The sequence below is a fragment of the Acetobacter sp. AAB5 genome, from assembly GCF_050106715.1.
GTDB lineage: Bacteria > Pseudomonadota > Alphaproteobacteria > Acetobacterales > Acetobacteraceae > Acetobacter > Acetobacter oryzifermentans.
Genome location: NZ_JBNIEW010000002.1, coordinates 339423 through 364869, shown reverse-complemented (window position 1 = coordinate 364869; position 25447 = coordinate 339423). Strand labels below are relative to the sequence as shown.

General features: G+C 56.5%; 21 protein-coding genes. 6 read left to right on the top strand and 15 right to left on the bottom strand.

The genetic code is table 11. The features are described 5' to 3' along the window. Nucleotides 1-65: 65 nt before the first annotated feature. Both ACP7IZ_RS03865 and ACP7IZ_RS03860 read left to right on the top strand, forming a co-directional pair. On the top strand, nt 66-755 hold the full coding sequence (locus tag ACP7IZ_RS03865; RefSeq protein ID WP_006116211.1) for a phosphatidylserine decarboxylase: 690 nt from the start codon (nt 66-68) through the stop codon (nt 753-755). Nucleotides 756-767: 12 nt separating this feature from the next. Further along, nucleotides 768-1673 (top strand): CDP-alcohol phosphatidyltransferase family protein, encoded by a 906-nt coding sequence (locus ACP7IZ_RS03860; protein WP_150178396.1) that lies wholly within the window; start codon nt 768-770, stop codon nt 1671-1673. On the opposite strand, the gene ACP7IZ_RS03855 is transcribed toward ACP7IZ_RS03860, so the two are convergent. From ACP7IZ_RS03855 to ACP7IZ_RS03825, 7 genes are read right to left on the bottom strand one after another with little or no spacing between them, the layout of a single operon-like run. Beyond that, nucleotides 1662-2159: an NADH-quinone oxidoreductase subunit B gene (locus ACP7IZ_RS03855; protein ID WP_006116214.1), complete on the bottom strand. Its 498-nt coding sequence runs from the start codon at nt 2157-2159 to the stop codon at nt 1662-1664. The genes ACP7IZ_RS03860 and ACP7IZ_RS03855 overlap by 12 nt on opposite strands. A 35-nt stretch (nt 2160-2194) precedes the next feature. Then, nucleotides 2195-3691, bottom strand: a complete 1497-nt coding sequence (locus ACP7IZ_RS03850; RefSeq protein WP_426847905.1) for an NADH-quinone oxidoreductase subunit D — start codon at nt 3689-3691, stop codon at nt 2195-2197. Nucleotide 3692: 1 nt separating this feature from the next. After that, entirely contained in the window at nt 3693-4826 is a 1134-nt protein-coding gene (locus ACP7IZ_RS03845; RefSeq protein WP_150178394.1) for a hypothetical protein, read from the bottom strand. After that, nucleotides 4823-5413 carry a hypothetical protein gene (locus tag ACP7IZ_RS03840; RefSeq protein WP_426847904.1) on the bottom strand — a complete coding sequence of 197 codons (591 nt, stop codon included), beginning with the start codon at nt 5411-5413 and terminating at the stop codon, nt 4823-4825. Before ACP7IZ_RS03840 ends, ACP7IZ_RS03845 begins: the two co-directional genes overlap by 4 nt. After that, nucleotides 5410-6426, bottom strand: a complete 1017-nt coding sequence (locus tag ACP7IZ_RS03835) for a hypothetical protein (RefSeq protein ID WP_426847903.1) — start codon at nt 6424-6426, stop codon at nt 5410-5412. The genes ACP7IZ_RS03840 and ACP7IZ_RS03835 overlap by 4 nt, the downstream gene beginning before the upstream one ends. Next, nucleotides 6423-8156: a hypothetical protein gene (locus ACP7IZ_RS03830; RefSeq protein ID WP_426847902.1), complete on the bottom strand. Its 1734-nt coding sequence runs from the start codon at nt 8154-8156 to the stop codon at nt 6423-6425. The genes ACP7IZ_RS03835 and ACP7IZ_RS03830 overlap by 4 nt, the downstream gene beginning before the upstream one ends. Nucleotides 8157-8180: 24 nt before the next feature. Further along, on the bottom strand, nt 8181-8954 hold the full coding sequence (locus ACP7IZ_RS03825; RefSeq protein WP_426847901.1) for a methyltransferase domain-containing protein: 774 nt from the start codon (nt 8952-8954) through the stop codon (nt 8181-8183). An 82-nt stretch (nt 8955-9036) separates the two neighbouring features. On the opposite strand from ACP7IZ_RS03825, the gene gloB reads away from it, so the two are divergent. Further along, entirely contained in the window at nt 9037-9762 is a 726-nt protein-coding gene (gloB, locus tag ACP7IZ_RS03820) for a hydroxyacylglutathione hydrolase (protein ID WP_426847900.1), read from the top strand. A gap of 5 nt (nt 9763-9767) precedes the next feature. On the opposite strand, the gene ACP7IZ_RS03815 is transcribed toward gloB, so the two are convergent. Both ACP7IZ_RS03815 and ACP7IZ_RS03810 read right to left on the bottom strand, forming a co-directional pair. Further along, complete coding sequence (locus ACP7IZ_RS03815; RefSeq protein WP_426847899.1) at nt 9768-10850, bottom strand: DUF2125 domain-containing protein; 1083 nt, start codon at nt 10848-10850, stop codon at nt 9768-9770. Nucleotides 10851-11189: 339 nt separating this feature from the next. After that, a complete protein-coding gene (locus ACP7IZ_RS03810; RefSeq protein ID WP_426847898.1) occupies nt 11190-11900 on the bottom strand; it encodes a lysophospholipid acyltransferase family protein in 711 nt (236 codons plus the stop codon). Nucleotides 11901-12081: 181 nt separating this feature from the next. Between ACP7IZ_RS03810 and ahcY the strand changes: the two genes are divergently transcribed. Continuing rightward, nucleotides 12082-13371: an adenosylhomocysteinase gene (ahcY, locus tag ACP7IZ_RS03805; protein WP_426847897.1), complete on the top strand. Its 1290-nt coding sequence runs from the start codon at nt 12082-12084 to the stop codon at nt 13369-13371. A 267-nt stretch (nt 13372-13638) separates the two neighbouring features. Beyond that, complete coding sequence (locus ACP7IZ_RS03800; protein ID WP_035354235.1) at nt 13639-14034, top strand: DUF3597 domain-containing protein; 396 nt, start codon at nt 13639-13641, stop codon at nt 14032-14034. Between the two features lie 144 nt (nt 14035-14178). Here the strand turns inward: ACP7IZ_RS03800 and ACP7IZ_RS03795 are convergent, their stop codons facing one another. The 5 genes from ACP7IZ_RS03795 to zapE all read right to left on the bottom strand — a co-directional run bounded on the left by ACP7IZ_RS03795 (nt 14179) and on the right by zapE (nt 22872). After that, on the bottom strand, nt 14179-15213 hold the full coding sequence (locus tag ACP7IZ_RS03795; protein WP_426847896.1) for a L,D-transpeptidase: 1035 nt from the start codon (nt 15211-15213) through the stop codon (nt 14179-14181). Between the two features lie 65 nt (nt 15214-15278). Beyond that, the gene (gene lpdA, locus ACP7IZ_RS03790) at nt 15279-17006 is read right to left on the bottom strand and encodes a dihydrolipoyl dehydrogenase (RefSeq protein ID WP_426847895.1); all 1728 of its coding nucleotides are present in this window, start codon (nt 17004-17006) and stop codon (nt 15279-15281) included. 80 nt (nt 17007-17086) lie between these two features. Further along, nucleotides 17087-18328: a 2-oxoglutarate dehydrogenase complex dihydrolipoyllysine-residue succinyltransferase gene (gene odhB / locus ACP7IZ_RS03785; RefSeq protein ID WP_063353745.1), complete on the bottom strand. Its 1242-nt coding sequence runs from the start codon at nt 18326-18328 to the stop codon at nt 17087-17089. A 111-nt stretch (nt 18329-18439) separates the two neighbouring features. After that, complete coding sequence (locus tag ACP7IZ_RS03780; RefSeq protein ID WP_426847893.1) at nt 18440-21313, bottom strand: 2-oxoglutarate dehydrogenase E1 component; 2874 nt, start codon at nt 21311-21313, stop codon at nt 18440-18442. A 209-nt stretch (nt 21314-21522) separates the two neighbouring features. Next, a complete protein-coding gene (zapE, locus tag ACP7IZ_RS03775) occupies nt 21523-22872 on the bottom strand; it encodes a cell division protein ZapE (RefSeq protein WP_006116233.1) in 1350 nt (449 codons plus the stop codon). 17 nt (nt 22873-22889) lie between these two features. On the opposite strand from zapE, the gene ACP7IZ_RS03770 reads away from it, so the two are divergent. Further along, nucleotides 22890-23228 (top strand): carboxymuconolactone decarboxylase family protein, encoded by a 339-nt coding sequence (locus ACP7IZ_RS03770; RefSeq protein WP_006116234.1) that lies wholly within the window; start codon nt 22890-22892, stop codon nt 23226-23228. An 11-nt stretch (nt 23229-23239) separates the two neighbouring features. Here the strand turns inward: ACP7IZ_RS03770 and ACP7IZ_RS03765 are convergent, their stop codons facing one another. Continuing rightward, the gene (locus tag ACP7IZ_RS03765) at nt 23240-25429 is read right to left on the bottom strand and encodes a ComEC/Rec2 family competence protein (protein WP_426847892.1); all 2190 of its coding nucleotides are present in this window, start codon (nt 25427-25429) and stop codon (nt 23240-23242) included. Nucleotides 25430-25447 lie beyond the last annotated feature (18 nt).

Below are 25447 nucleotides of genomic sequence, written 5' to 3'. Positions count from 1 at the left end.
AAGGAACTCCTAGGCGCCTTCCCGTTTTCTTTCCTTCATGTTGGCTTTCGCGTAAGGATTACTCCATGTCGCTACTTGCTTCGCTTAAACTTGTTATTGCGCGCCCGCACCGGGAAGCGCGCCCTTTCCTTTTGGCATCTGGTGCCACAGCTGCTTTGGCCTATTGGGCTGGCTGTAAACTGCGCTGCCCCGTATTGCGCCGCGTGGGCCATGCCAGCACAGGCTTTTTTGGCTTCTGCCTGTATTTCTTTCGTGATCCAGAACGGGTTACCCCTGCCCGTAACGATGTAGCTGTAGCCCCGGCTGATGGGCACATTGTTTCCATCGAAAAAGTGGCCCCACCGGCAGAATTGGATATGGGCACAGCACCGGTATGGCGCATTGCCACCTTCCTTTCCGTGTTGGATGTGCATGTTAACCGCATGCCTGCCGCTGGCACGGTTACACGTGTTGCCTACCACCCTGGTTTGTTCCTGAACGCCAGCCTGGACAAGGCTTCCGAACAGAATGAACGCAACGCCCTAAGCCTTACCCTGCCAGATGGCCGCATGATGGCTGTGGTGCAGATTGCCGGGTTGGTAGCGCGCCGCATTGTGTGCTCCGTAAAGGAAGGAGACAAAGTGGAAGCCGGTGAACGCTTTGGCATTATCCGCTTTGGTTCGCGCACAGATCTGTATCTGCCACCGGGTGTGGAACCTCTGGTTTCTGTCGGGCAGACGATGGTAGGCGGTGAAACCGTCATGGCGCGGTTGTAAAACAGAGCAATCGTGACACAACCTTCCTCATCTCCTTCTGCTCCTGCGCAGCAGACTTCCGAAACACCGCGCCGTCGTCGCCGTTTACGGCGGCGGGTACGCAGTAAAATACGTGGGCCATCCTTTAACCGGCTTATTCCCAATATACTCACCATGTTGGGGCTTTGCGGTGGCCTTATGGGCATGCGCTTTGCGGTGGATGGGCGTTTTCAGGCCGCTGCCGTGGCCTTGCTGATTTCCGCCTTTATTGATGGGCTGGATGGCCGTATTGCCCGCCTGCTGCGCGGTTCCACCCGTTTTGGCGCAGAGTTTGACAGCCTTTCCGACTTTTTGTGCTTTGGGGTGGCTCCTTCCTTCTTGCTGTATTTCTGGGCGCTGAAGGATGGTGGACGTTACGCTTTTCTGCCGTGCATTATGTTTACCGTGTGCATGGCGCTCCGGCTGGCGCGGTTTAACGCCAATCTGGATGGCGAACATCATCAGCCCAAATATGCCAGCAACTTCTTTACTGGCGTGCCTGCACCCGCAGGTGCCGGGTTGGCTCTTTTCCCGCTCTTTTTGGGGCTGGAAGCACAAAAGCTTGGCATAGACTGGCTTTACCGGCTCACGCGTCTGCCGTGGATTCCTACACTTACCTTGGCAAGCACAGGGTTGCTGCTGGTTTCCACTTTGCCGGTCTGGTCATTCAAGAACTTCAAGGTGCCAGCCCAGTATGTTCTGCCGCTTATGCTGGGCACCGGGCTTTATGCTGTGGTGCTGGTGGCAGATCCGTGGGCGGCTCTGGCCGCTGCGGGCGTGATTTATATGTTCCTATTACCCCTCAGCCGCCTGAGCTTTCTTCGGCTTAAAAAAGCGGCAGAAGACCTGCAAACCGATGAAGACGATATAGAAGAAACCCCAGCACCTTCACACAGCTGAGGTTTCAGGTTCCTTTGGGGGAACGGCCTGTTTACCAAACAGGGAACACAGGCCGTTTAGAACATCCTGAGGCGCAGGCGGGCAGCCGGGTATTTTCAGATCTATGGAAACCCGGCGCTCCAACCCACCCAATACCGTATAATTTTCGGGAAACATGCCGCCATCCAAGGCGCAGCTTCCTACGGCAATCAGCCCTTTAGGGGTAGGCATGGCCTGCCATGCGGCTTCCAGCACCGGGGCCATGGCACGGGTAAGCGCGCCGGTTATAAGCAACACATCGGCATTGCGAGGCGATGTTACAAAACCAAAGCCCGCGCCTTCCATATCATATGGCGCATAACGCAGGGCCTGTAGCTCCATCCCACAGCCGCCACAGCCACCTGTATCCACATGGAACAAAAGCAGCGGCCAGCGCGGGCCTACGGGCTTCATGCGCCGGATATCCTGCTTAAAGGCTGCATCAAATACTGCCCGTATCAGCCCCATGTGTTTTTGCCTTTCATTCCGCCCACGTGCACTGTTTACCTATCCAGCGCTGCTGCGTTGATATCCAATGACCGCGCAAGCAAGGCAACATCATCTGGCTGATGCCCCGGCAATATCGCCTCAAACGTCAACAAAGCGGCGGAAGATGGGTTGCGGGTAAAAACCTGCTCTACCCGGCCATTGCGCAGGCGCACCCAGTACAGAATACCGCCCCACGGGCCTTCCACCATGCCTGTGCCTTCACCATCCTGCATGGAAAGCTGTACGCTGCCACCAGCCGTTAACCCAATGCGGGAGGCCACTTCATCCAGCATGCGCAGGCTTTCGCCCACCTCTTCCAATAAAAGCATGGCGCGGTCTTCTGCCGTGCCATCCTGCCTGCCAGAGGTGAAGCGCCATATACCTTCGTAACCCGGCATCATGCGGCGGCCATCACAATCCCACCCGGCGGCACGTGCTGTGGGGCCATCCAGCCCCACACGCTCCAGCAAATCCGCCGTAACCTTGCCCATGCCTGCCAGTTGCATGGAAAGACCCGGATACTCTTGCCACAAAGCCAGCAAGGCTGGGTAATCACGCGCGGCCACCTCGCACAGGCGGCCGCACATATCGCCCATTTGCGTGGCGTGGCGCAGGGAAAGGCCACCCGGCACGCATACATCCATCAACAGGCGTGAGCCGGTAATGGGTGCGGCCTCCTGTATCATCCGCTCTCGTAGCGCCATGCAGCCAGAGGCTACCAACCGTGCCCCTGCCAGACGCGCCATATCCGCCAGCAGAAAAAGATGGTGGCAAATACGTTCCAGTTCCAGCAATGCAACACGCAGCAGCCGAATTTCCGGGCCAACCTGCTCCTTGCAGGCATCTTCCACAGCCAAACAAAACGCCACCTGCTGCGCAACAGATTGCCCAGCCGCCACACGTGCGCTGAGTTTACACGCATCTTCCACCCGGCTGTTACGCCAACGCAGTTCCATGCCCCGATGTGCGTAACCAGTCACTGTCTCCGTTGTGCGAATACGCCCTTCCCGCAGGGCCAGCGCCACGTGCAAAGGTGGTTCCATACCGCCTGAGGCAGGCCCCCAGCCATCTGCCATATCACCCTCTTGGTGCATATGGTCCGCAGGCTGAAAGTGGATAAGCCCCTTCTGCCCCCCGCCAGCCCCCGGATGCTCCGCCAAAGGCATGGAGGAAGACCATACATCATGGTCCAACAAAGGCCTGACATCCGTGGCCCACATGCCCTCTGCGCCATACAGATCGTAAATGCGGCGTTCATACAGGCAGGAAATATCTCTTGCGGGAGAAAGTGCGGGGTATCGCCCATCTTCCAGCGCCAATGTGGCTGCCAGTGGTTGGCCATCTGGTAAAAACAGCGCGTGTACATCTGTGCCATCGCACCACAGGCCTACAAACGGCAGGTCATCATGCTTGAGCGCATCTACCAGATCGCGCCATGCCATTTCTTGCAGCCGAAAGCGCCACGGGGTTTCTGTTTCCTCCCCCGCCCAGATATGAGAAGCCGCGTTCATTTCAGAAAGCTCCCAGCATCATAGCCAGTGGCACCAGCAGCCCCGTGGCTGTCAGCACGGAACAGGCTACACGCCCGGCAGCATCCTGCGGCCAGAAATGATGCGTAATGTCCCGCGCAGGCACAGCACGCGTAACTGCCGCCAAAATACCCGCAACTGTCAGTAACGCCAGCGGCCATGACCAATCACTCATCATGGAAAGCAGGAGCAGGCAGCCCACAAACGGCGCGCCGGGCGGAAAACAGGCCAAGGTATTAACAGCCCAACCACGGCCTGCACGCCCGCCACCGGCAAGGCACCAACCGCATAAAAACAGCAACGCTGCCACATCGGCCTGAATACCAACCGCTATTAACGCCAATGCAGATGGAAAGGTGCGAAACAACCTTTGCCTATCGGGAAAGCGCCCGGCACAGGCCGTAAGCCACACAGAAAGCAGGCCACACAGCACAAGGGCAGTTTCAAACGCCTCTCCCCCATGTGTGCGCAGGCGCATGGCCAGCAACAGGGCCGCCCCGGCAAATGGCAGAAACAGGAAAGTATCGTTTTCATCCTGCCAAAATTGCCCAAAGGGAGAAAGGCCAGTTAACACTACCAAGCCACAAGCCATCATCAGGCCAGAAACAACGGTGTTGGCTGGAAGCAGCAAGCCGGAAAGCACCAAAAACGTGCCAACCGAGCCATTACGGATAAGCCCCCACCCCATTCTGGCCTGCCCAGCTGGGCGGGTAAAAACAAATACACCCCATGCCAAAGCGGCTTCTAAAATACCCAACCCCACAGCGGGATCTGGCGCAACACAGGCCAACCCCGCCAAAGCGGTGGAAACATGCGGCAGGCTACGTACCAGCCTGTCATGCAAGATGCCGTTTTCAAGCACCATCAGCAGCAGGCCAAAAGCCAGCATGACACGCCCGGCACGCTGCACGGGGTCATCATCCCACCCGGCGGCCACAGCGCCCGATGCCGGAAAAACAAAAACTGCCAACGCCAGTACACAACCTATGGCAGACATCCATATTGCCAGTTCACGGCTACGCGCCACAGGCACCGCACATACTGCGGCCGCCCCCAAAAAGGGCCACACAAATGCCAGTGCCGCCAGAAACATGCCTGCCCCTGCTGTGCCTGTCATGCTGCATCTCCGTTCTTTTCTGGAGAGTCGGGGGAGGATTTTTTACGGGCGGAAGGTGGGCGCAATGGCACCACGCGCGGCATAATACGGTGGATGCACATCCCCCCAAGCACGGCCACAATAGCACCAGCCAAACCGGCCACACCCACCACAGAGGGTTGATGCGCCTGCACGCCACACAGCAGCACACCTTCAACACACGTAAGCAACCCGGCCCATTGCCATACCATGCTATGCCGGCAGATAACCGAAACCAGGCCAGCCACAACCACGCATAAACTGGCAGGAAACACCGCAACGCCTGCGCGCGTGCAGGCCAGAAGCAACAGCACCATCAGGCCAAGTGCAAAAAACGGTATGGCGCTGCCTGTGCGTTCCCGCGCGGCATCATGCTGATAGCGCAGTAAAAACAGTACCGGCCCTATGGCAAACACCGCGGCCATAGCTGCCCCTGCCTGCTGTAAAGGGGTGTGTCCATCTACCAGCATAGCGGCAGCGGCAACCAGCCCCAGCAAAGGCAAAAACCCGATACCCCGCGCCACAACGCATAGCGCTAGCAAGGGCATGAGAATGGCGGCCAGTGTCATGAAGGTTCTCCTTCCGGCGCTGGCTCTGTTGAATAGCCTTGGGTGTTTTCATCCTCAACGTTGTGGTTTTCCGGCTCAGCTGGGGGAGCTGCAACGTGAGAAGAAGTGACCTGCCATGCCAAAACACCCAGCAGAAAAATAGCACCCAACCGCACACGCGCCCTCCGCCCCGCAGGCAGCAGAGCCATACGCAGCACCGCCAGCATGAAAGACGCCACAAGCAGCTTGAACATCCATAGGCCCAAGCCTTCTACACATTGGGTTAGCCAGTTTTCGGCCCCGCTTTCTCCCGGCATGGCCAAGCTGCCTGCCCAGGCCACATCTGCCGCCAGCGTAACCCAGCACATCTGCATGCAATCTGCTGCTAAAAGCCACATGGCTCTATCCGGGCCGGAAAGTGTGGCAGAAGCTGTTTGCTCATCCCGCCGTGCCAAGGCTGTTGCCAGAAACAACGCCACACCAGCCAGCACGTAAGGTGCGCCTTCTGTAATAGGGGAAAGCACATGCAGCCTGCCCAAAAACGCAACCAGATCATGCGCCCCAGTTAGCAACAGCACGGGCGTTAACACGGGCAAGAGCAACGCATCTGCCACAATGGCTGCGCATCCTTGTTGTGCGGCAGAAGCCTCCTGCACAGCCTGCGGCAAGTCCAGCAAAACACCTACGGCCACCAGAATGGTGCACACAAGCAGCATGCCCGGTGCGGGAAAGCCCGGCATTGTAAGTGTAAATACCGGCACCAACCCACAGGCCAACACTGCCAGCACCAACGCCAAGGCACAAAAAACGCCGTTCAGCCCATCTTGCCGCCCATATAAGGACGGACGGCGGAACTGATGCCAGATTTCCTGCCACCTTCCCCCTGCAGGAAAGCGCGGTTCACCCACCAATCGGCCCGCAAGACGATGCACCCACCCCGCAAACCACGGCGCTACAAGCACCATAAGGGCGGCCTGAATGGCCAGAGCAGCAACACAGCCAAATGCCCAGCCCCATGTTAAATCCTGCTTCATTTTCCTACAAACAGCCCCACCAGCAGGCCGCCACCCAAAAGCAGCAGAATCAACACCAAGCCCTGTGTTTCACACCATTCGGCCCCCCGGAACAACCAGCGTCTGCCGTAGCGCAGGGCAACACGGCTACGGCGGGCCAGCCTTTTGTCCTTTCGGGTTTCAGCCGCCAGCCCAAAAAGCGCCATGCAGGCAGGCCATAAAGGCGCCGCGCCCTCGTAAGAAACTGTGCGCCCTTCTGCGGGCTGTATAATGGGTGCCCCTTGGCGCCATACTGGCACCGGCTTGATAACACGCCCAAAGGGCAGAAAGCCCAGCAGCCTTACCAGCATGGCAGCCGCCGCCAAGGCCGCACCCAACGCCAAAAATGTAAAAACAGGGGTAAAACTGGCCCCGCCGCCTTCCAGCCAGATTGTAGCAATGCGGGACCACTTCAGCGGCGGCACAACAGGCCCCACCACCAAATGATCCGCCAGCGAAAGCCATACCCCCGGCAACAGCACAAGCAACATGGCCGCCCCGGCACATATCCAGCTAGGCCACACAAACTCTGCCGCCACAGGGGCCTGATGCGGCTGAAAAACAGTGGAAGGAAACAGCAGGGCCGCACCCGCCCTCAGCAACCCGGCCCCCATAAGCACCATAATGCTGCCCAGCAGTGCAAGCAGCAGCATTATGGTAAGCGCGCCAACGGGTTGCGCCACGGCAATGGCATCATACGCGCCAACAAGCAGGCTCCATAAAACCGCAAACCCGCCAAAGGGCGGCATAATGGAAAACAGCATTAACAAACCAGCAACCAGCACATGCCCAGAAAGAGAGGCAATGCGGCGCTTTGGTTCTGCCTGCTGCCATTGGGCCAACCATAACAAACCAATAAGGGCCAGCATGGGGGCGCCCATACCCAGAATAATGGCCATCCGGAATGTTTCCATACCGCCAAAACTGGAAACCAAAGCCAGCGCAACAGCCACCACCAATATGCCATACCATGCCGCACATAACCCAGATGCAATACGCGCCAGACCTTTATCGCGCATGGCTTGCAAGGTGCCTGTTGCCGCCACCAAACATCCGCTGGCCACCAGCATAACCTGCGGTAGCACAGAAAGCTCACCCACTTCGGCCAAAAGGCGGCCCAACAAAAACAGCCCAACCATACCGGGCAGCACAGCCGTAGGCCCTTTTTGCACAGAAACCGCCCAGCCCATCAGCAGCACAGTCAGGCACAAAAGCGGCACACAAAAAGGGCTATCTGCAGGAATACAAGCGGGCAACACGGCAAATGGCAGGCACACACTGCGCCACCCACCTGCGGCTAAAAGCACCAGTGCCGTGCCCGTAAGCAACCCAAACACCAGCGGAGAAAGGGCCAGAAAGCCCACGCCCACAAACACACAGGCCAACGCCGCTGCGCCACTACCGGCTACGCCCCCGGCAAACGCCAGCAAAACAAGCATGGGCAAGGCTGGGCCATCCAGCCCAAAAACCGGAAACCAGCTAAGTTCGCCCTCCAGCTTGCACGCAGCTCCCACAATGGCCAACACGCCACAGAGCGCCCACAGGCCACCCATAATTTCTGCCCGCCACACCGCAGCACCACGCAGAAGCCTGTCTGGCAGCACTGCAAAAACGCCCAGCGCAGCAAATATCGCCAGCAAACTGCAAAGAACAAAGGAGGTGAAAATGGAACCCGGCCCCAACCTGCTATGAAATCCGGCGGATAACACCATGACAGCCGGTTAATGACAATCTATTCAACGCCGCGAAATGCGTGAAACGTATTTTCTGTCCTGTATGGCCTTTGCTGTGCCCCTTACCGGCAACAGGGAACGGGCGAGCCAACGCTGCCGCGCCTTTACTGGCAGGGAAAGGGCTGAATACTCATCCCGCACCGCTTCCACCAATATCAGGCTACCCGCACCGGGGCAGAGCACCTTGCCTGCAATATCCATTTTTCGTCCGTTATGGCGCATCCAACGCATAGCGCCCGTGGGTAGAAAAAGAGCTTCATCCCATTGTTCTGGTTTAAGCATGGCAGATGCAAGCGTTTGCTTGAGACATCGGCGGGAAAAAGCCGCATCGTGCCGGAATGGCGTGCCCCGCAACCGCGCCCGGCCACCAAAACGGCTGGGCACAATTAACAGCAGCCTACCATCGGGCTTCATCACCTGCCCGGCAGCCCGCAGAACAGATACGGATTGTTGGCGATCATCCAGCGCATGCACCATCAATACCCGGTCAAACTGCTTGGGCTGAAACGGCAGGCTGTGCAGATCCACCACACAGCTTCGGCCGGGCGTGGATGCCGCGCCCCATTGCGGTGCATTGGCAGCAACCAAGCAGGCTGGTGTGGTTCTGCCATTCTCCAGCTTTTCCAGATATGCAGCCGTATGCCCTAGCCCCAGCACAGCGTGCTGCTGCCCCAGATCTGGCCAGAACCAGCGCAGACGTTCAGCAACCAGAGCCAGAAAGCACTGGCCTCTTGCTGTTGTGTAAAAACTGCTTTCCGGCGGCATGACATCGAGCATTCTGCATGTCTATCATACGGTTTGTGACCCCGTCATGATTTGCCTTCCCTATTTTCAAATTTCCACAGCAGGAGCTTTCCCCATGCCTCTTGATGTTCAGGCCATTCCTGTTCTGTCCGACAATTACGCGTGGTTTTTGCGTGATACGGAAACAGGCACAACCGCAGTGATAGACCCCGGAGAAGCCGCACCCGTTGTGAACTTTATTGAAAAAGAAGGCGGGCGGCTGGACCTGATCTTGCTCACGCACCACCATCATGACCACACCGGCGGCGCGGAAGCACTTCGCCAGCGCTATCATGCCCGCGTAGCTGGCCCCGTGGCCGAGCAACAGCGCATGCCGCCGCTGGATATTGCCTTGCACGATCAAGACAGCATTGCCGTGGGGGCCTGTACCGGCACCGTTATTGCTGTGCCGGGCCACACGCTGGGCCATATTTGCTATTACTTCCCCAGCCCACCTTCTCTGTTTTGTGGGGATACGCTGTTCAGCCTTGGGTGTGGCCGACTATTTGAAGGCACTGCTGCACAGATGTTTGAGAGCCTGCACAAGCTGGATGCCCTGCCCAATACAACGCGCGTTTATTGCGGGCACGAATATACACAGGGCAACAGCGCCTTTGCCCTGCATGCAGAACCGCAGAATACCGCGTTAAAGGAACGTGTGGCGGAGGTGCGCCGCCTGCGGGCCGAAAACAAACCCACCGTACCCTCCACATTGGGGATGGAACGCGCCACCAACCCCTTTTTACGCGCAAAAAACGTGCAAACCTTTGCTCAACTGCGCCGCGAAAAAGATACGTTTTAAACCCTTCAGTTTGCGCGCGCACGCCCTACTTGTGCTCCGGTTTCTTGCGCTGCATGGCGTGCCGCCTGAAAAACAGGTTGCAGGGCAGAAACCGGCAGCGTTCCCAACTGCATGGCGCCGTTACGCAACATTAACGGCATTTGCAGGTTACCGGGTTGGTCCCGCGTAACACGCGCCAGCATGGTGGCCATGCCTGTGGCCTCCTGCGCAGAGAGTGTGCCTTCACGCCGCAAGTTCTCTAAAAAGGGCTGCCAGTTTGCAACGCTCAACCAAAAATCTCCCGTGGGGTGTAAAAGTTCTCCGCCGCGCACCTGCCCTGTCATGTTCAGGTTCAGATCACGCCAGCGGGCTGTAAAGCGTTGCACCAATACATCTGGCCATGCAGCGGCACCATTGGATGGAAAAATACTTTCGCGCACATTTGTTGTTGGCCCCGGTATGGCAACAGCAGCCTGCACATGCTCCAACACCGTTTGCCAACCCGGTATGCCCCAACGCTGGGCCTTAACAAAAATGGAGGCGGTGCTTTGTTCCTGCGTGGCCTGCATGTTCCAGAAAGCTTTGCCCCGCACATTTTGCAGCACCATATCACCCATATGGCTGGCACCGGCAGGAAACAGCACATGCAAGAAAGGTGTTTGAAAAACGGCATGGCCCGCCGCCCTTCTGCTTAACGGAAGATCAAGTTCTATAGGGTCTCCCTCCATCCGCAACACAACGGGGGCTTCCTCTCCGTCCTGCGCATTATGGAGTGTTTCCATCACCATCGGGCTCATCAGCCGCACGTGTATGAAAAAGGGACGCCAGAAAGCTGTATTCGCTGTAACGCGGGTGGCAGCGTAAATGATCTGAAAAGCAGAGGACCGCGCCGCCAATAATGGCGTGCAGACCATGCGCATATTTTGCGTATCCAACTGCGCATACCACGGCCACCCATTTACCACGCGGGATGTGTAATGCGTCTGGCACCCTAAGGGCATGTTGTCTGCCTGCTTTTGCAGATACTGCGCGCTCGCCCACCAATAGCCACTTAAAACCAGAAAGCAGCCGCCAGCCCCTACAGCAAAACTAAGAAGCGCTTTTTTCATTCACACCCTTTTCCTGAACATTCATGGCGGTTTTCTACAGAGTCTCGCCTTTTATCCACAGGCAAGGGTGCTTCGCCCTTATTCTGTCATATTCAAAACAGTTTGTAGGGGAAAACCTGATGCTGCTTTTTGCGCCAGAAAACCTTTTCAAAAAAATCCCTGAATATGAAAGACAAAAATACGACAGACCTGTCATTCACAAAAAATTTACAAAGTATTCATTTTGCATTTAACAGATATTTACAGAAAAACCGCCCCGATTACTGATGCGACTGCACGCATGAGCAAGGTAAATTCCACAAAGTTATCCACATGCTTTGGGGGTTTTATCCCCCGCCATCAGGCTAAGGGCTGAAATGTTTTTTCCTGTTCGCGCCAACCTGCTTCAATATCCGCCAGCAAGGCCACGCGCTTGGCGGGGCCTACGGCTGGGCCAATAGCAATGTGCAAAACGCCAGAGCGTTTGAAAAACGCATTGCGCCCCCAGAACAGGCCAGAGTTGGTGGCAACCGGAATAACAGGCAGCTTGGCGTGGTTAGCCATGGCGGCAATGCCCGGTTTAAGTGCTACGTGCTCACCCGGCGCCGTGCGTGTGCCCTCAGGAAAAATAATAATCTGCCGGTCTGCCTTTAGGGCTTTGTCTGTTTCCTGCAACAGCATGCGCATGGCCTTGGCCCCTGCCGCACGCTCAATAGGCATCATGCCCGTTAAAACCAGCATGGGGCCAAGCAGCGGAATACGCCGCAGCTCACCCTTCATCACATAACAGGGGCGGGGCAGCAGCAGCATCCATACCAACGTATCAAAAGCAGATTGATGTTGGGATGCAATAAGTGCCGGGCCATGGGTGGGCAGATGCTCCAGCCCCGTGATTTCCACCTTTACGCCGCAAATGCTGCGAAACAGCGCCAAAACCAGCCGAGACCACAATTTTGCATAAGGCAGCGCCAGCCTATGCGCAAACCAGCGAATGGGAAAAGCCCCAACCCCCATAAGCAGCGTAAGCAGAAAAGCCAGAACGTTAAACAGAACGGAACGAAGCACAGACATTCAAAAAACCCAGCGCAGCCTCAAAGATCATTCATGACATGTTGCATCTGGACACCAGAAAAAAAGCCCATATGCAAGCGGCAAGCATACAGGTGCTGCATCTGCCATGCCTGTTTCGGCTGGCATCCACCTGCCCCACGCTGTATAGAAAAGCCCGATCTGCACAGGAAGACAGGATAATATGAGCGATTACAAGGTTAAGGATCTCTCTCTCGCTGAGTGGGGCCGCAAGGAAATTTCCATTGCCGAAGGCGAAATGCCCGGCCTGATGGCCCTGCGCGAGGAATACGGCCAGAGCAAGCCGCTGAAAGGCGCACGCATTGCTGGCTGCCTGCACATGACCATCCAGACCGCCGTGCTGATTGAAACACTGGTGGCCCTTGGCGCCACGGTGCGTTGGTCATCTTGCAACATCTTCTCTACGCAGGACCATGCTGCGGCTGCCATTGCTGCTGCGGGCATTCCCGTATTTGCATGGAAAGGCCTGTCGGAAGAAGAATTCTGGTGGTGCATTGAACAGACCGTGAAGGGCCCCGATGGCTGGACCCCGAACATGATTCTGGATGACGGCGGTGATCTGACCGTGCTGATGCACGACAAATACCCCGAACTGCTGGCCAACGTGAAAGGCCTTTCTGAAGAAACCACAACAGGTGTGCACCGCCTGTGGGAAATGCAGAAAAAAGGCACGCTGAAGGTTCCGGCCATTAACGTGAACGACAGCGTTACCAAATCCAAATTCGATAACCTGTATGGCTGCCGTGAAAGCCTGGTGGACGCAATCCGCCGTGGCACAGATGTCATGATGGCTGGCAAGGTTGCCGTTGTTGCCGGTTATGGTGATGTGGGTAAAGGTTCTGCTGCCTCCCTGCGCAATGCAGGCTGCCGCGTTCTGGTTACGGAAGTAGACCCCATCTGCGCCCTTCAGGCCGCCATGGAAGGCTACGAAGTGGTGACGATGGAAGAAGGTGCTCCCCGTGGTGACATCTTTGTAACCGCCACCGGCAATGTGGACGTTATTACGCTTGACCACATGCGCGCCATGAAAAACCGCGCCATTGTGTGCAACATCGGCCACTTTGATTCTGAAATTCAGATCAACGCGCTGCGTAACTTTACGTGGGACAACATCAAGCCGCAGGTGGACGAAGTTGTGTTCCCCGATGGCAAGCGCCTGATTGTTCTGTCCGAAGGCCGTTTGGTGAACCTTGGCAACGCCACAGGCCACCCTTCCTTCGTGATGTCTGCTTCCTTCACCAACCAGACACTGGCCCAGATTGAACTGTGGACAGCGCCGGAAGGTAAATACGAAGCCAAAGTGTACACCCTGCCTAAAAAGCTGGATGAAAAGGTTGCGGCCCTGCATCTGGCCAAGGTTGGCGCACATCTGAGCAAGCTGAACAAAGAGCAGGCCGAATATATTGGCGTGCATGTAAACGGCCCGTTCAAGCACCAAGACTACCGCTACTGATTTTTCAAATTAGAAGCGCAAAAGGGGTATGGGCCGCCAGTTGGCCCATGCCCCTTTTTTATGTTCTGCCTGCTTTGCCTTTACGGGGCAGGCTGCCTTTTTCCGGCCATCTCTTGTAAAAAAACTTAATATTCAGAAAGCATTAAGCGCTCTATGCAACAAGCAATGCTGCTGTATGCTTAGGGGCAGTTGCATGGCTTGCCTTTAAGCATTCTGCTTCATTGTATTGTAAAAGTCATGCTGGCTCTTGCGAAAGGATTTCTGAACATGAGCATTTTTGGCTCCATTCTCTCCGCCATTTTCCATCATGCCAAGGCTGCCACGCCAGACACCACATCCCCCGCCAATGCTGGCGCGCAGCCTTCTGCTGCTGCCGCTGCGGCTCCGGGCACCATTCCGCCTGCTGGCACGCCGGTAAATGTTGATGCCGTGCTGGCCGATATGGCTGCAAAAAATGGCCAGAACCTGAACTGGCAGGAATCCATTGTGGATCTGCTGAAGCTTCTGGGCCTCGACAGCTCCTTGGATGCCCGCAAAAAGCTGGCTGGCGAACTGGGCTATACGGGTGACACAAACGATAGCGCCACCATGAACGTTTGGCTGATTAAAGAAGTGCGCCAGAAACTGGCAGAAAACGGCGGTAAAGTACCCGCTGGCCTGTAATATCTGGTAAGAAAAACCAGTTTTACCGGTTGAAATAAAAGGCGTGCTGCTTACGGGCGGCACGCCTTTTTTATTAAGGCATCAAGCAGACACAGGCACATTTGGTTTTAGCCCCAAACAGTAACACCCTGCCCCGCCCTACATCTACCCACGCGCAGCTAATTTGGATGGGCTTGTATTTTCTTTAAGTGCTGCGGTTTTATCAGAATCCGGGTGATAATCTGCCGAATCCACCACCACCACGGCTAAACCCGAAATGGCGGTGGGCTTTCTGTCTGGCCGCAACAGGGCTCTAAAGCGAATATCCACGGCAGCCCATTGCTCATATTCCGCATCTATCAGGCCGTGCTTATCAATAAACACGTTTAACGATGCCGGAATACGAATACAGCCCTCAGATGCCGTATGGCCTAGCCGTTGCTCCAGATAAACGGGATCTGTTGCGTGCATTTCCAACCGGATCTGGCCTTTTTCTCGGCTGGGCAGCCAGCCTTTTTCAGCCCACTGCCAGCCAAAATCCCACACCCGCATACCTTTGATACCGTTGCCGCGAATACCATTTTCATTTTTGGTGCCCAGTGCGCGGTAACCCAGCCGATCTGCTGTGTTGGTAAACACCCCTGTTGGCGTGATGTAATAATACTTACGCCCCGTTGTGCCGGTAGAAACCTTGGTGCTGCCAATAACCTGCCAGTCCGGATCATTCGGCAAAGCCAGAATCAGGCACAGACGCTGCACAGAGGGGTTGCGATCCACCACCACCAAAACCTGTGGCCGATCAATAGCGTACCCGGCCTGTTCCAACTGCTGGCGTGCCAGTGCAATCCATGCGGTTTTACGTGCGGTTGAAACTTTAAGGGCTACGGGCACTTCGTGCCGGAAATCCCGCGTAAGGCTATCTGCTTCCTTACGGGCTTCATCATCATCCACCACAGGTATTGGGGGAAGCTGCGCGGCTTCTTCCGGTGGTGGGGTATAAGGCACATGCCCATCCGGGGCGGCCTGCGTGGTGACAGGTGTTTGTGCGCCATCACCCTGTATGGGTGGTTTTTCTGGCCGGGATTCTTCGGTTTGAGAGGCCGCATCTGGCGCAGGCGTTTGGGCCGCGGCAAACCCACCCGGTGCCAAAAGCAGGCTACCAGCCATTGCCCATACAGTTGGATGCCTTGGCACGAACATGCCACCTCTCTCCCATCTTCTGAATGGGAGAGAGTATGGCACCACTTTCAGCTAGAAGGAAACTTTCAGATGTTGATCGCGCGGTTGTCAGCGCCCAACGCGGCTTCCTTCACGGCTTCACTCAGGGTTGGATGTGCGTGGCACACGCGGCCGATATCTTCGGCAGAGGCTCCAAATTCAATGGCCATTGTGGCTTCGGCAATCAGTTCACCAGCACATGGGCCAATAATATGCACACCCAGAACGCGGTCTGTCTGCTTATCTGCCAGCACCTTTACAAAGCCATCCGTCATGCCCAAAGCGCGGGCACGGCCATTAGCCATGAAGGGGAATTTGCCGGTTTTGTAAGCCACGCCCTTTTCTTTAAGCTGCTCTTCCGTAAAGCCAACGGAGGCAACTTCCGGCCATGTGTAAATCACACCCGGAATGGCATCGTAATTGACATGCCCAGCCTGACCAGCCAGCAGTTCTGCCAAAGCTACGCCTTCTTCTTCTGCCTTGTGGGCCAACATGGGGCCTGCAATAACGTCACCAATGGCGTAAATGCCCGGCACGCTGGTAGCGTAATGTGCATCCACCTCAACACGGCCACGTTTATCCAGCGCAATACCGGCTTCTTCCAGACCCATGTTTTTGCTGGCAGCGGTGCGGCCCACAGCAACCAGAACCACATCAGCCTCAAGCGTTTCGGCAGCACCACCGGCTGAAGGTTCAACCGTCAGCACCACGCCTTTTTTGGTTTTTTCGGCCTTGGTCACCTTATGGCCCAGCTTCATTTTGAAGCCCTGCTTTACCAGCAGCTTCTGGAACTGGGAGGCCACTTCGTTATCCGTGCCTGGCACCAGACGATCAAGGAATTCAACAACAGTTACATCGGCGCCCAAACGGCCCCATACGCTGCCAAGTTCCAGACCGATCACGCCGCCACCAATCACAACAAGGCGCTTGGGTACTTCGGAAAGCTCCAGCGCACCCGTGGAGGTGACAATAACTTTTTCATCTATCTCAATGCCCGGCAGGTTTGCACTGTTGCTGCCGCTGGCAATAACAATGTGCTTGGCGGTAACCGGCTTGCCATCCACGCTAAGGCGGCCTGTGCCTTCCACCTTGCCGTGGCCTTTCAGCCAAGTAATGCCATTCTTCTTGAACAGATATTCAACGCCCTTCACGTTGGCGCCCACAATATCTGCCTTACGGGCCTGCATACGGGCCAGATCCAGCTTTACGCTATCAATCACCACACCATGAGCGGCAAAATCATGCCCGGCAGCATGGTAATTTTCGGAAGACTGAAGCAGCGCCTTGGAAGGAATACAGCCCACGTTCAGGCAGGTGCCGCCAAGCGTTGCGCGCTGTTCAACACATGCAACCTTAAAGCCAAGCTGTGCAGCGCGAATGGCGCACACATACCCACCGGGGCCAGCACCAATAACCACTACATCGTAATCTGTTTCTGCCGGAGCCTGTGTTGCCGGGGCCGTTGCGGCGGCAGGTTTGGCTTCTTCTGCCTTGGCCGCAGGAGCCGCAGCTTTTGCGGCGGGTGCAGAACCAGCAGCACCGGCTTCCAGCGTAGCCAGCACAGCGCCCACTTCTACTTCATCACCTTCTTTTACGGCATGATTTTCAAGCCGACCGGATGCCGGAGCAGGCACTTCCACGCTTACTTTATCTGTTTCCAGCTCAACAACGGGCTCATCTACTTTTACAGCTTCACCCGGCTGCTTTAGCCACTTCCCCACCGTGGCGGTCGTAACGCTTTCTCCAAGTGTGGGAACTTTAATTTCAATCGGCATGGGTCTCGTCTCGCTCACGTAGGGATATGCAGAAAAATTGGCCGAAGAGGTGCACATTCACCCCTTCGGCAACCGCGCTATCAGACTTCAATCAGAAGGCGGCGCGGGTCTTCTACGTTCTGCTTCACCCGCACAAGGAAGCTAACGGCTTCCTTGCCATCTACAATGCGGTGATCATAAGAAAGGGCAATATACATCATCGGGCGGATCACCACCTGCCCGTTAACTGCCACCGGGCGTTCCTGAATGGAGTGCATGCCCAGAATACCAGACTGCGGTGCGTTCAGGATGGGGGTGGACAGCAAAGAGCCGTAAATACCGCCATTGGTAATGGAGAAGGTACCACCGGAAAGCTGATCCAGCTTAAGCGTGCCTTCACGCGCTGCCTTGCCAAAACCTGCAATGGTTTTTTCAATTTCGGCATAGCCCATTTTGTCGGCATCACGGATAACCGGCACCACCAGCCCATTTGGCCCGCCTACGGCAATGCCGAGGTTTACGAAATCACGGTAGATAACGTCATCACCGTCAATTTCTGCGTTAATGGCCGGGAATTCTTTCAGGGCTGCCACAACAGCGCGGGAGAAGATGGACATATAGCCCAGCTTGACACCGTGCTTTTTAACGAACGAGTCCTGATATTCGGCACGCAGCGCCATAGCGCCGGACATGTCGATTTCATTAAACGTTGTCAGCATGGCCGCCGTGTTCTGCGCTTCCTTCAGGCGGCGGGCAATGGTGCGGCGCAGGCGCGTCATTTTCACGCGTTCTTCACGCGGGTCATCATTACGTGGTGGCTTGGGGGCCGCGGCTGGTGTTGCTGCCTGCGGGTTAGCCAAAAAGCCCAACACATCACCCTTGGTAATACGGCCACCAAGGCCGGTGCCTGCAAGCTGCTGTGCGCTCAGGCCGTTTTCAGCCATCATCTTGCGGGCTGCTGGCAGAGCGGCACCGGCATCTACTGCTGGCGCAGGTGCGGCGGCCTTAGGTGCTGGCGCTGCTGCTTTTGCCGGAGCGGCCGCAGCTACGGGTTCTGCTTTCTTTTCCGGGGCGGCGGCTTTGGCGGCTGGTGCCGCACCGGCCTTACCGGGTTCCAGAGTGGTTAGCAGTGCGCCCACTTCTACTTCCTGATCTTCCTTGGCAGCCTGCGGGCCCAGAATACCAGCCTGTGGCGCAGAAACTTCTACGCTCACCTTATCTGTTTCCAGCTCAACAATCGGTTCATCTGCCTGCACCGCTTCGCCCGGCTGCTTCAGCCACTTGGCCACGGTTGCTGTGGTTACGCTTTCACCCAGTGTCGGCACCTTGATCTCGACAGACATCCTGTTCCCCATCTTTTCTTCAAATCCCCGGCGCCATTTTAATTTTTGGCAATGGCACCGGGGGTGCGCCCGTATTTGCGGGCCGTTTTCTTCAATTCAGCCTAATCCGGTTCAGCCAGACTTTTTCAGCCCCAATGCGCGTTCAACCAAGTCCGCCTGCTCTGCCGCATGAATACGGGCAAGGCCGGTGGCCGGGCTGGCTGCTGCTGCACGGCCCACATATTGCGGGCGGCCTGCCTTATGGCCTGCGGCAACAAGGGCTGCTTCAATCCGCCTGTCTGCAAAATGCCATGCACCGCCGTTTTCCGTTTCTTCCTGACACCAGACAATGTCTGCTTCAGGATAGCGCTTAAGTTCGGCGGCTAGGGCTGCTTCCGGGAAGGGGTAGAGTTGTTCCAGACGCAGGATGGCAACATCCTTAATGCCTTTTTCCCGGCGTTCGGCCAGCAGATCGTAATAGACCTTGCCAGAGCAGATCACCACGCGGCGCACCTTGTTATCGGCACCCAGATCATCAATTTCGCCAATAACGGGTTTGAAGCGTGTGCCCGGGCCAAAATCTGCCAGTGCGGAAACGGCAAGTTTGTGCCGCAGCAGAGATTTCGGCTCCATCAGGATCATCGGCTTGCGGTAATCCAGTTTGAGCTGGCGGCGCAGAGCATGGAAGTAGTTTGCTGGCGTGGTGATGTTGCAAACAAACATGTTATTTTCAGCGCAAAGCTGAAGATACCGTTCCAGACGGGCAGAAGAATGTTCCGGCCCCTGCCCTTCGTAACCATGCGGCAGCAGCATGACCAAACCGGACATACGCAGCCACTTGGTTTCCCCCGAAGCAATAAACTGATCGATAATTACCTGAGCACAGTTGGCAAAATCACCAAACTGGGCTTCCCACAGCACCAGCGTTTGCGGGTTGCGCACGGAATATCCGTATTCAAACCCAAGCACGCCGTATTCTGAAAGAAGCGAGTTCCAGATTTCGATTTGCGCCTGCTTGTCCTGAATGTGGTTGAGCGGCGTAAATGGTGTCTGGTTAACCTGATCCGTCCACACAGCATGACGCTGGCTGAACGTGCCACGCTGGCAATCCTCACCGGAAAGACGCACACGGTGGCCATCCAGCAGCAGGGAGCCAAAGCCCAGAGCCTCACCAGTTGCCCAGTCAAATCCTTCACCCGTGCTGAACATATTTGCCTTGGCCTTAAGCTGGCGGGCAATTTTGGAATTCAGGTTGAAGCCTTCTGGCACTTTTGTAATGGCTTCGCCAATCTTGCGCAGCGCATCCAGTGCAACACCTGTTTCAGGGAAGGCGCGTTCCGGATCATGCCCGGCAGCCACAAGGCCTTTCCAGCCGCCTTCCAGCCAGTCTGCCTTATTGACCTTATAAGACTGAGCAGCCTTGTAATCTTCATCCAGCTTGGCATGGAAGGCATCCCACTGGGCCTTCACTTCGTCATCCGTCACAACGCCTGCTTTTACAAGGCGTTTTGCATAAAGCGTGTGTGGCGTATCGTGCGCGGCAATGGCTTTGTACATCACCGGCTGCGTAAAGACGGGCTCATCCGTTTCGTTATGCCCGTGGCGGCGATAGCAGACGATATCCAGCACAATGTCGCTTGCAAAAGCCTGACGATAATCCGCAGCAAGGCGGGAGACGTAAATGACCGCCTCAGCATCATCACCATTTACATGCAGCACGGGGGCTTCAATGGATTTTGCAACATCGGTGCCGTAAACGCCCGAATGCCCACATTCCGGATTGGTGGTAAAGCCAATCTGGTTGTTCACCACCATATGGATGGTGCCGCCGGTGCGGTACCCCGGCAGTTGGGACATAGCAAAGGTTTCGTAAACAATGCCCTGCCCGGCAAACGCCGCATCACCGTGGATGATAACACCAAGGCTGGACAGGCGTTTTTCCGTATCGCCCGCATCATCCTGAATGGCGCGCACCTTACCGCACACAACCGGATCAACCGCTTCCAGATGGGAAGGGTTGGGCTGGAGGGAGATATGCACCGCCTTGCCTGCTACATCCACATCTGTAGAGGAGCCAAGGTGGTATTTAACGTCCCCCGAACCTTCAACATTGTCTGGTTTAAAAGAACCGCCAGCAAATTCGTTAAAGATAGCCACGTAAGGCTTGCGCACTACATTCACCAGCGTGTTCAAACGCCCACGATGCGCCATGCCGATAGCAACAGAGGTGACCCCCTGGCTGGCGCAGGAATCAATAATGGCGTGCAGGGATGGAATAGAGATTTCTCCCCCTTCCAAACCAAAACGCTTCGCACCCACGTAGCGTTTCTGGCAGAAGGCTTCAAACCCTTCGGCTTCGGTCAGGTTGGCTAGGATAACCTTCTGCTCTTCCACCGTTACGCGGGCGCGCCAGTTATCACCTTCCAACCGTTTGCGCAGCCATTCGCGCTGTTCGTGGTTACGGGCATACATGTATTCCGCGCCAATGCTTTCGCAATACACAGAACGCAGCGCCGCAATAACCTCGGAAACCTTGGCCGTGTTCTTGCCCTTGAGCAACGGATCAAGCAGTGATCCAATAAACACTTCGCGGTTTAGGTCTTTTTCCCCAAAACCGTAGGATGCGGGGTCCAGCTCCTCGGTTTTATGCGGCACCTTCAGGCCCAGCGGATCAAGCGAGGCTTCCTTATGGCCGTATTCACGATACGCACGGATCAGCCGGGCAATGGCCAGGCTATCCTGCGCGGCCAACCCACCAGCCGGGCCACCTTTTCCTTTTGGAGCGGGTGCGGGTTCATCCCCCGTGATAATGGAAGGGCGTGGCGCCCAAGAGGCTCCAACGGCATCCTTCAGCACTGCGGCTTCATCATCGCCCAGCGAGCTGAACAGAATATCGAAGGACGGATCTACACTTTTAGGATCCTTCGCCCACTGGGCATACAGATCCGCAAGGTAAGCGATATTGGCACCGTTAAGAGCGGTTGCCAGTACGTCCGAAACCGCCATCTCACATTCCTCCTTGCCGCGGGGCACATGCGCGCCGTTGGCCAGATATTGCGTTGTTCTCCACCGTAAACCGGACCATTTTTTCTTCACTCCGCCCCATAGCGCGGAGCGTCCCCTGTGTCCTTTTTGCCGGAAAGCCATCCCGCTTCCGGCTTGTTCTGCATCAAAGAGCTAGACCGCGTATGTGGCGGGAACAAGGGCGTGGGATGTCACGCTCTAGAGAGGCTATGAGCCTGTTGCGCAGCCTGCGCCCCATGCTCCAGCCAGCTTTCACTTCCCATCTCAGCGAGACGTGATGCCGTGCGGGCAAACGCATCTGCACCATCCCCATCTGTAAACAGCTGATCGGGCTGGGCATCAGCCGAGGCAAACAGCAGATTTCCGTTGTCGTACAAGGCATCTATGAGCGTGATGAAGCGCCGGGCAAGGTTGGCATCATCCTGCCCCATGCACGGAATGTTATCGACAATCACCACCGGAAAACGCTTGGCCAGCGCCAGATAATCATTCGGCCCACGCGGTTTGCCACACAAAGAGTTGAAATCAAACCGGCACACCGGGCCTGCCGCCATATCCACCTCAAACACGCGCCCACTGAACTTTAGGTCCACCGGGCCGGGCTTTTCATCCGCTGCATAGCGGGCAAAAATTCTGTCCAGCCTGCTTTTGGCCTGAGAATCCGCAGGCACAAGCCATGTTTCACGGTCTTGCTCGCGCCCACGGCGATAATCACGCTGCGAATCCAGCTCAATCGTGTCCAGTTCGCGCTGGATAATGGCAATAAACGGTTTAAACGCATCTGCGCCGGGGCGGTTCTGGAACAACTGCGAAGGATCTGTGTTGGAGGTGGCAACAATAACCACCCCATTGGCAAACAGGGCCTCAAACAGCCGCCCCAAGATCATGGCGTCGGCAATGTCATTCACCTGAAACTCATCAAAGCACAGAAGCTGCGCCTTGCTGGCGATGGTTTTGGCCAAAGGCGGAATAGGATCTGCCATATTGGGGTTGGCGGCTTTAAGATCATGCAGATCACGGTGCACATCCTGCATGAAGCGCAAAAAGTGGATGCGTTCCTTTTTTTGCACGGGTGCGCAGGCGTAAAACAAATCCATCACCATGGTTTTGCCGCGCCCCACACGGCCCACAATATACAGCCCACGCGGGCGCGCCGGGCGGGTGGCAAATGTATCTGCCTGCGGGCGCAGCCTGCGGGCCAGCCCAGCCAAAAGCCCCTTGGCCCTGCCTTCTATCCCTTCCACAGGGGGCGGCGCAGCCGTGGCGGGCATGGAAGCAAGCTCCTGCCACAAGGTGTTCAGCCGCGTTACAACCCGCAGCTGGTCCGGATCACTCTTCAGTTCCCCTGCGGCAATACGCTGCTGGTAAACTGCCAATGGCCCCAGCCGTATTGCGGCCGATGCCCCGTTCATGTCTGTCTGTGTCATAATCCTGCCCGATAACGGCTCCACCGCACTTTCCGCAAGCGTACAAGCCTCTCCTAACCGTGTCGTGACAAAAAGCGCCACATCTGATGCAGTTGTGATCGGTTTAGACCACATAATTCAGAGAGGCGATCATGACAGACTGGAATGCTTACCGTGCAAACATGGCACAGAATGTCAAAACGCTGGCGTCCCTAACACCCAATACTCTTAAAGGGCTGCAAACGCTGGAAACACCCCTACCAGAAAAAAAGCATCTGGATGACAAAACGCGTGAACTGATTGCGCTGGCCGTAGCCGTTACCACCCGGTGCGATGGCTGTATTGCCGTGCATTCCGCCGCCGCCAAAAAAGCTGGCGCAACCAAGGAAGAAATAGCCGAAGCCCTTGGCGTGGCCGTGGCGCTGAATGCAGGGGCCGCCCTTGTTTATTCCAGCCGCGTGATGGAAGCGTTTGAAGATACGCCAGAATAAGCCCCTTTTGCTTATTCTGAAGGTGCTAGTGGCAGAACAGGCATACCGTGGCCGCCGGGCTTTAACACCCAAGGGCGTTGCCCACGCCATGCACGGTCTGTTCTGACCACATTGCTGCTTTTATGCAAAAATATTGCTTCTGCCCCGTTTTCCCACGCTGAAAACCGATCCAGCCTTATCGGCGCATTCAGGCAGGAAGCACGTAAGGGTGCCACGCTGATAACCACATCCGCACCCGTACATATATCGATAGGCAGCAGTAAACGCCCATCCGAGGCATCCTGCCTGCGCACCACAACATCCTGCCCATGCAGCAACGCCACGCAGGTGTCTGGCGTGTTTTCTGCCCCGCATGTAAGGGCACCATCGGGCGTTTCTCCCTCCGGTGGAAGCATGTCTATGGGTTGAGCAAAATATTGGCCCCATGCCTGCATAACAGGCCGCACTGCGCGGGATTGGCCCATAACATATATTTTGCCAGACTCTCGTACCCCTACCAGCCCACCATCCGGGCTGATAATTACATCTGGCTGCACTAAAAGCCACGGGCTTGCCATACCCAGCACCAAACCAGCGCACCCAGCCCAACGCCAGCGCTGCCGCCACAAACATATCCAGCACAGGCCCAACATAACGGCCAAAAGCCCCCACCCCGGCATGTGCGGCACAACCACACGTGCGGCAGGCCAATGCGCCACCATATGCGCCAGCCATATAACGGGGCGGATACCCACACCCATCAGCCATAAAAAGGGGGCATCCATGTGGAGGGGCATAAACGCGAGAGCAATTAAGCCAAGCGGCATAATCCACACAGCCATCAGCGGCACAGCCACCATATTGGCCACCACAAAAAATGGCTGAACAACGCCAAAATGCGCCATAGCCACGGGCAAGGTGGCACATCCTGCCAGCACACTGGTCAATGCCAAAACGGCACTATGCCACGCCAGCCAGTGCCCAAGCCCCGTTGTGCTGGCCCGCCAGCGCGTAAGCTTTGGCTGCAACACCTCATACCCAGCTACCAGCGCCATCACTGCCGCCATAGACATCTGAAAGGCAACACCCATCACCACCTGCGGCATCCAGAGCACCAGCACACAGGCCGCCACAGCCAAGCCGCGCATGGAAACAACGCGCCGCCCCGCCGCAATGCCCATTACGGCAACTGCAGCCATTAGCAGGCTGCGCTGGGCAGGCAGATGCGCCCCTGTTAGCAGCACGTAAACCAGCCCCACACCCCACGCGCAAAAGGCGGCCAATGCCTTGCAGGGCCAGCGCAAGGCCGTGTATTCCGTAGTGGCCAAAAGCAGACGGCTAGCGGCCATAACAAGGCCCATCACAATACCCAGATGCAGCCCTGCAACAGCCAAAAGATGCGCCAAGCCAGAGGCTGCAAAATCTTCCCGCAACTGTTTTTCTACAGTTTCGGAAGCTCCCACCAACACGGTGGCAGCCACACCACCTTCCGGGCCGGGTAGAATGGTATGGATGCGGGCATTTATGCGTTCACGCAGGTTTTCAAACCACAATTGCAGCTTATGGCCTTGTGCCGGCGCAACAAGCTGCACAAACCCCAAAGCCCGGCCACTTCCCGCCTGATTGGCAAACCATGCCTCAAACTGCCTATCCCGCGCGCCGGGCAGTACTGGAAATGGAGGGGGCTGCAAAAGAGCCTTAACCCGAAGGTGATCTCCCGCCCGTAGCGCAGCCGGATCATTGGGTTGGAGATACACAGAAAGCACGCGCCGCAGCGGCGGCATGCCATCATCCAACGCATTGTAAAAAACGGCCTGCGCCAGATCTACTCTGCGCTGGAACGGGGCATCCGTGCCATCTTCTGGCGGCAACAGGGCAATAGCCTGCACTGTGCCCGATATTTCTGTGGCAAATCGGGGTAAATCGGGCATAGGCGTATGCCTGTGCGTGCCACCCCACGCCGCGGCAAACCCAATAGCCACAGTTATGCACCCGCCCCAGAGCAGACGCCCCCAAAGCGAATAACGCATGCGCCATGCCGCAATACTGGCCAGCACAGCCACGCCACACGGCAGCACAAACCCCACCGGCAGGTTGGGTTCTGTGTGCAACAGGCCAAAATACAGCACCGCGCCCAGCGCCAAGCCCACCGGTGCCCACAACACCAGCCGCCTTTGTTCCTGAACAAGCAAAGAATGCAGGTGTAACATCAGGCGTGGCATATGGCTCCTTGCGCTTGC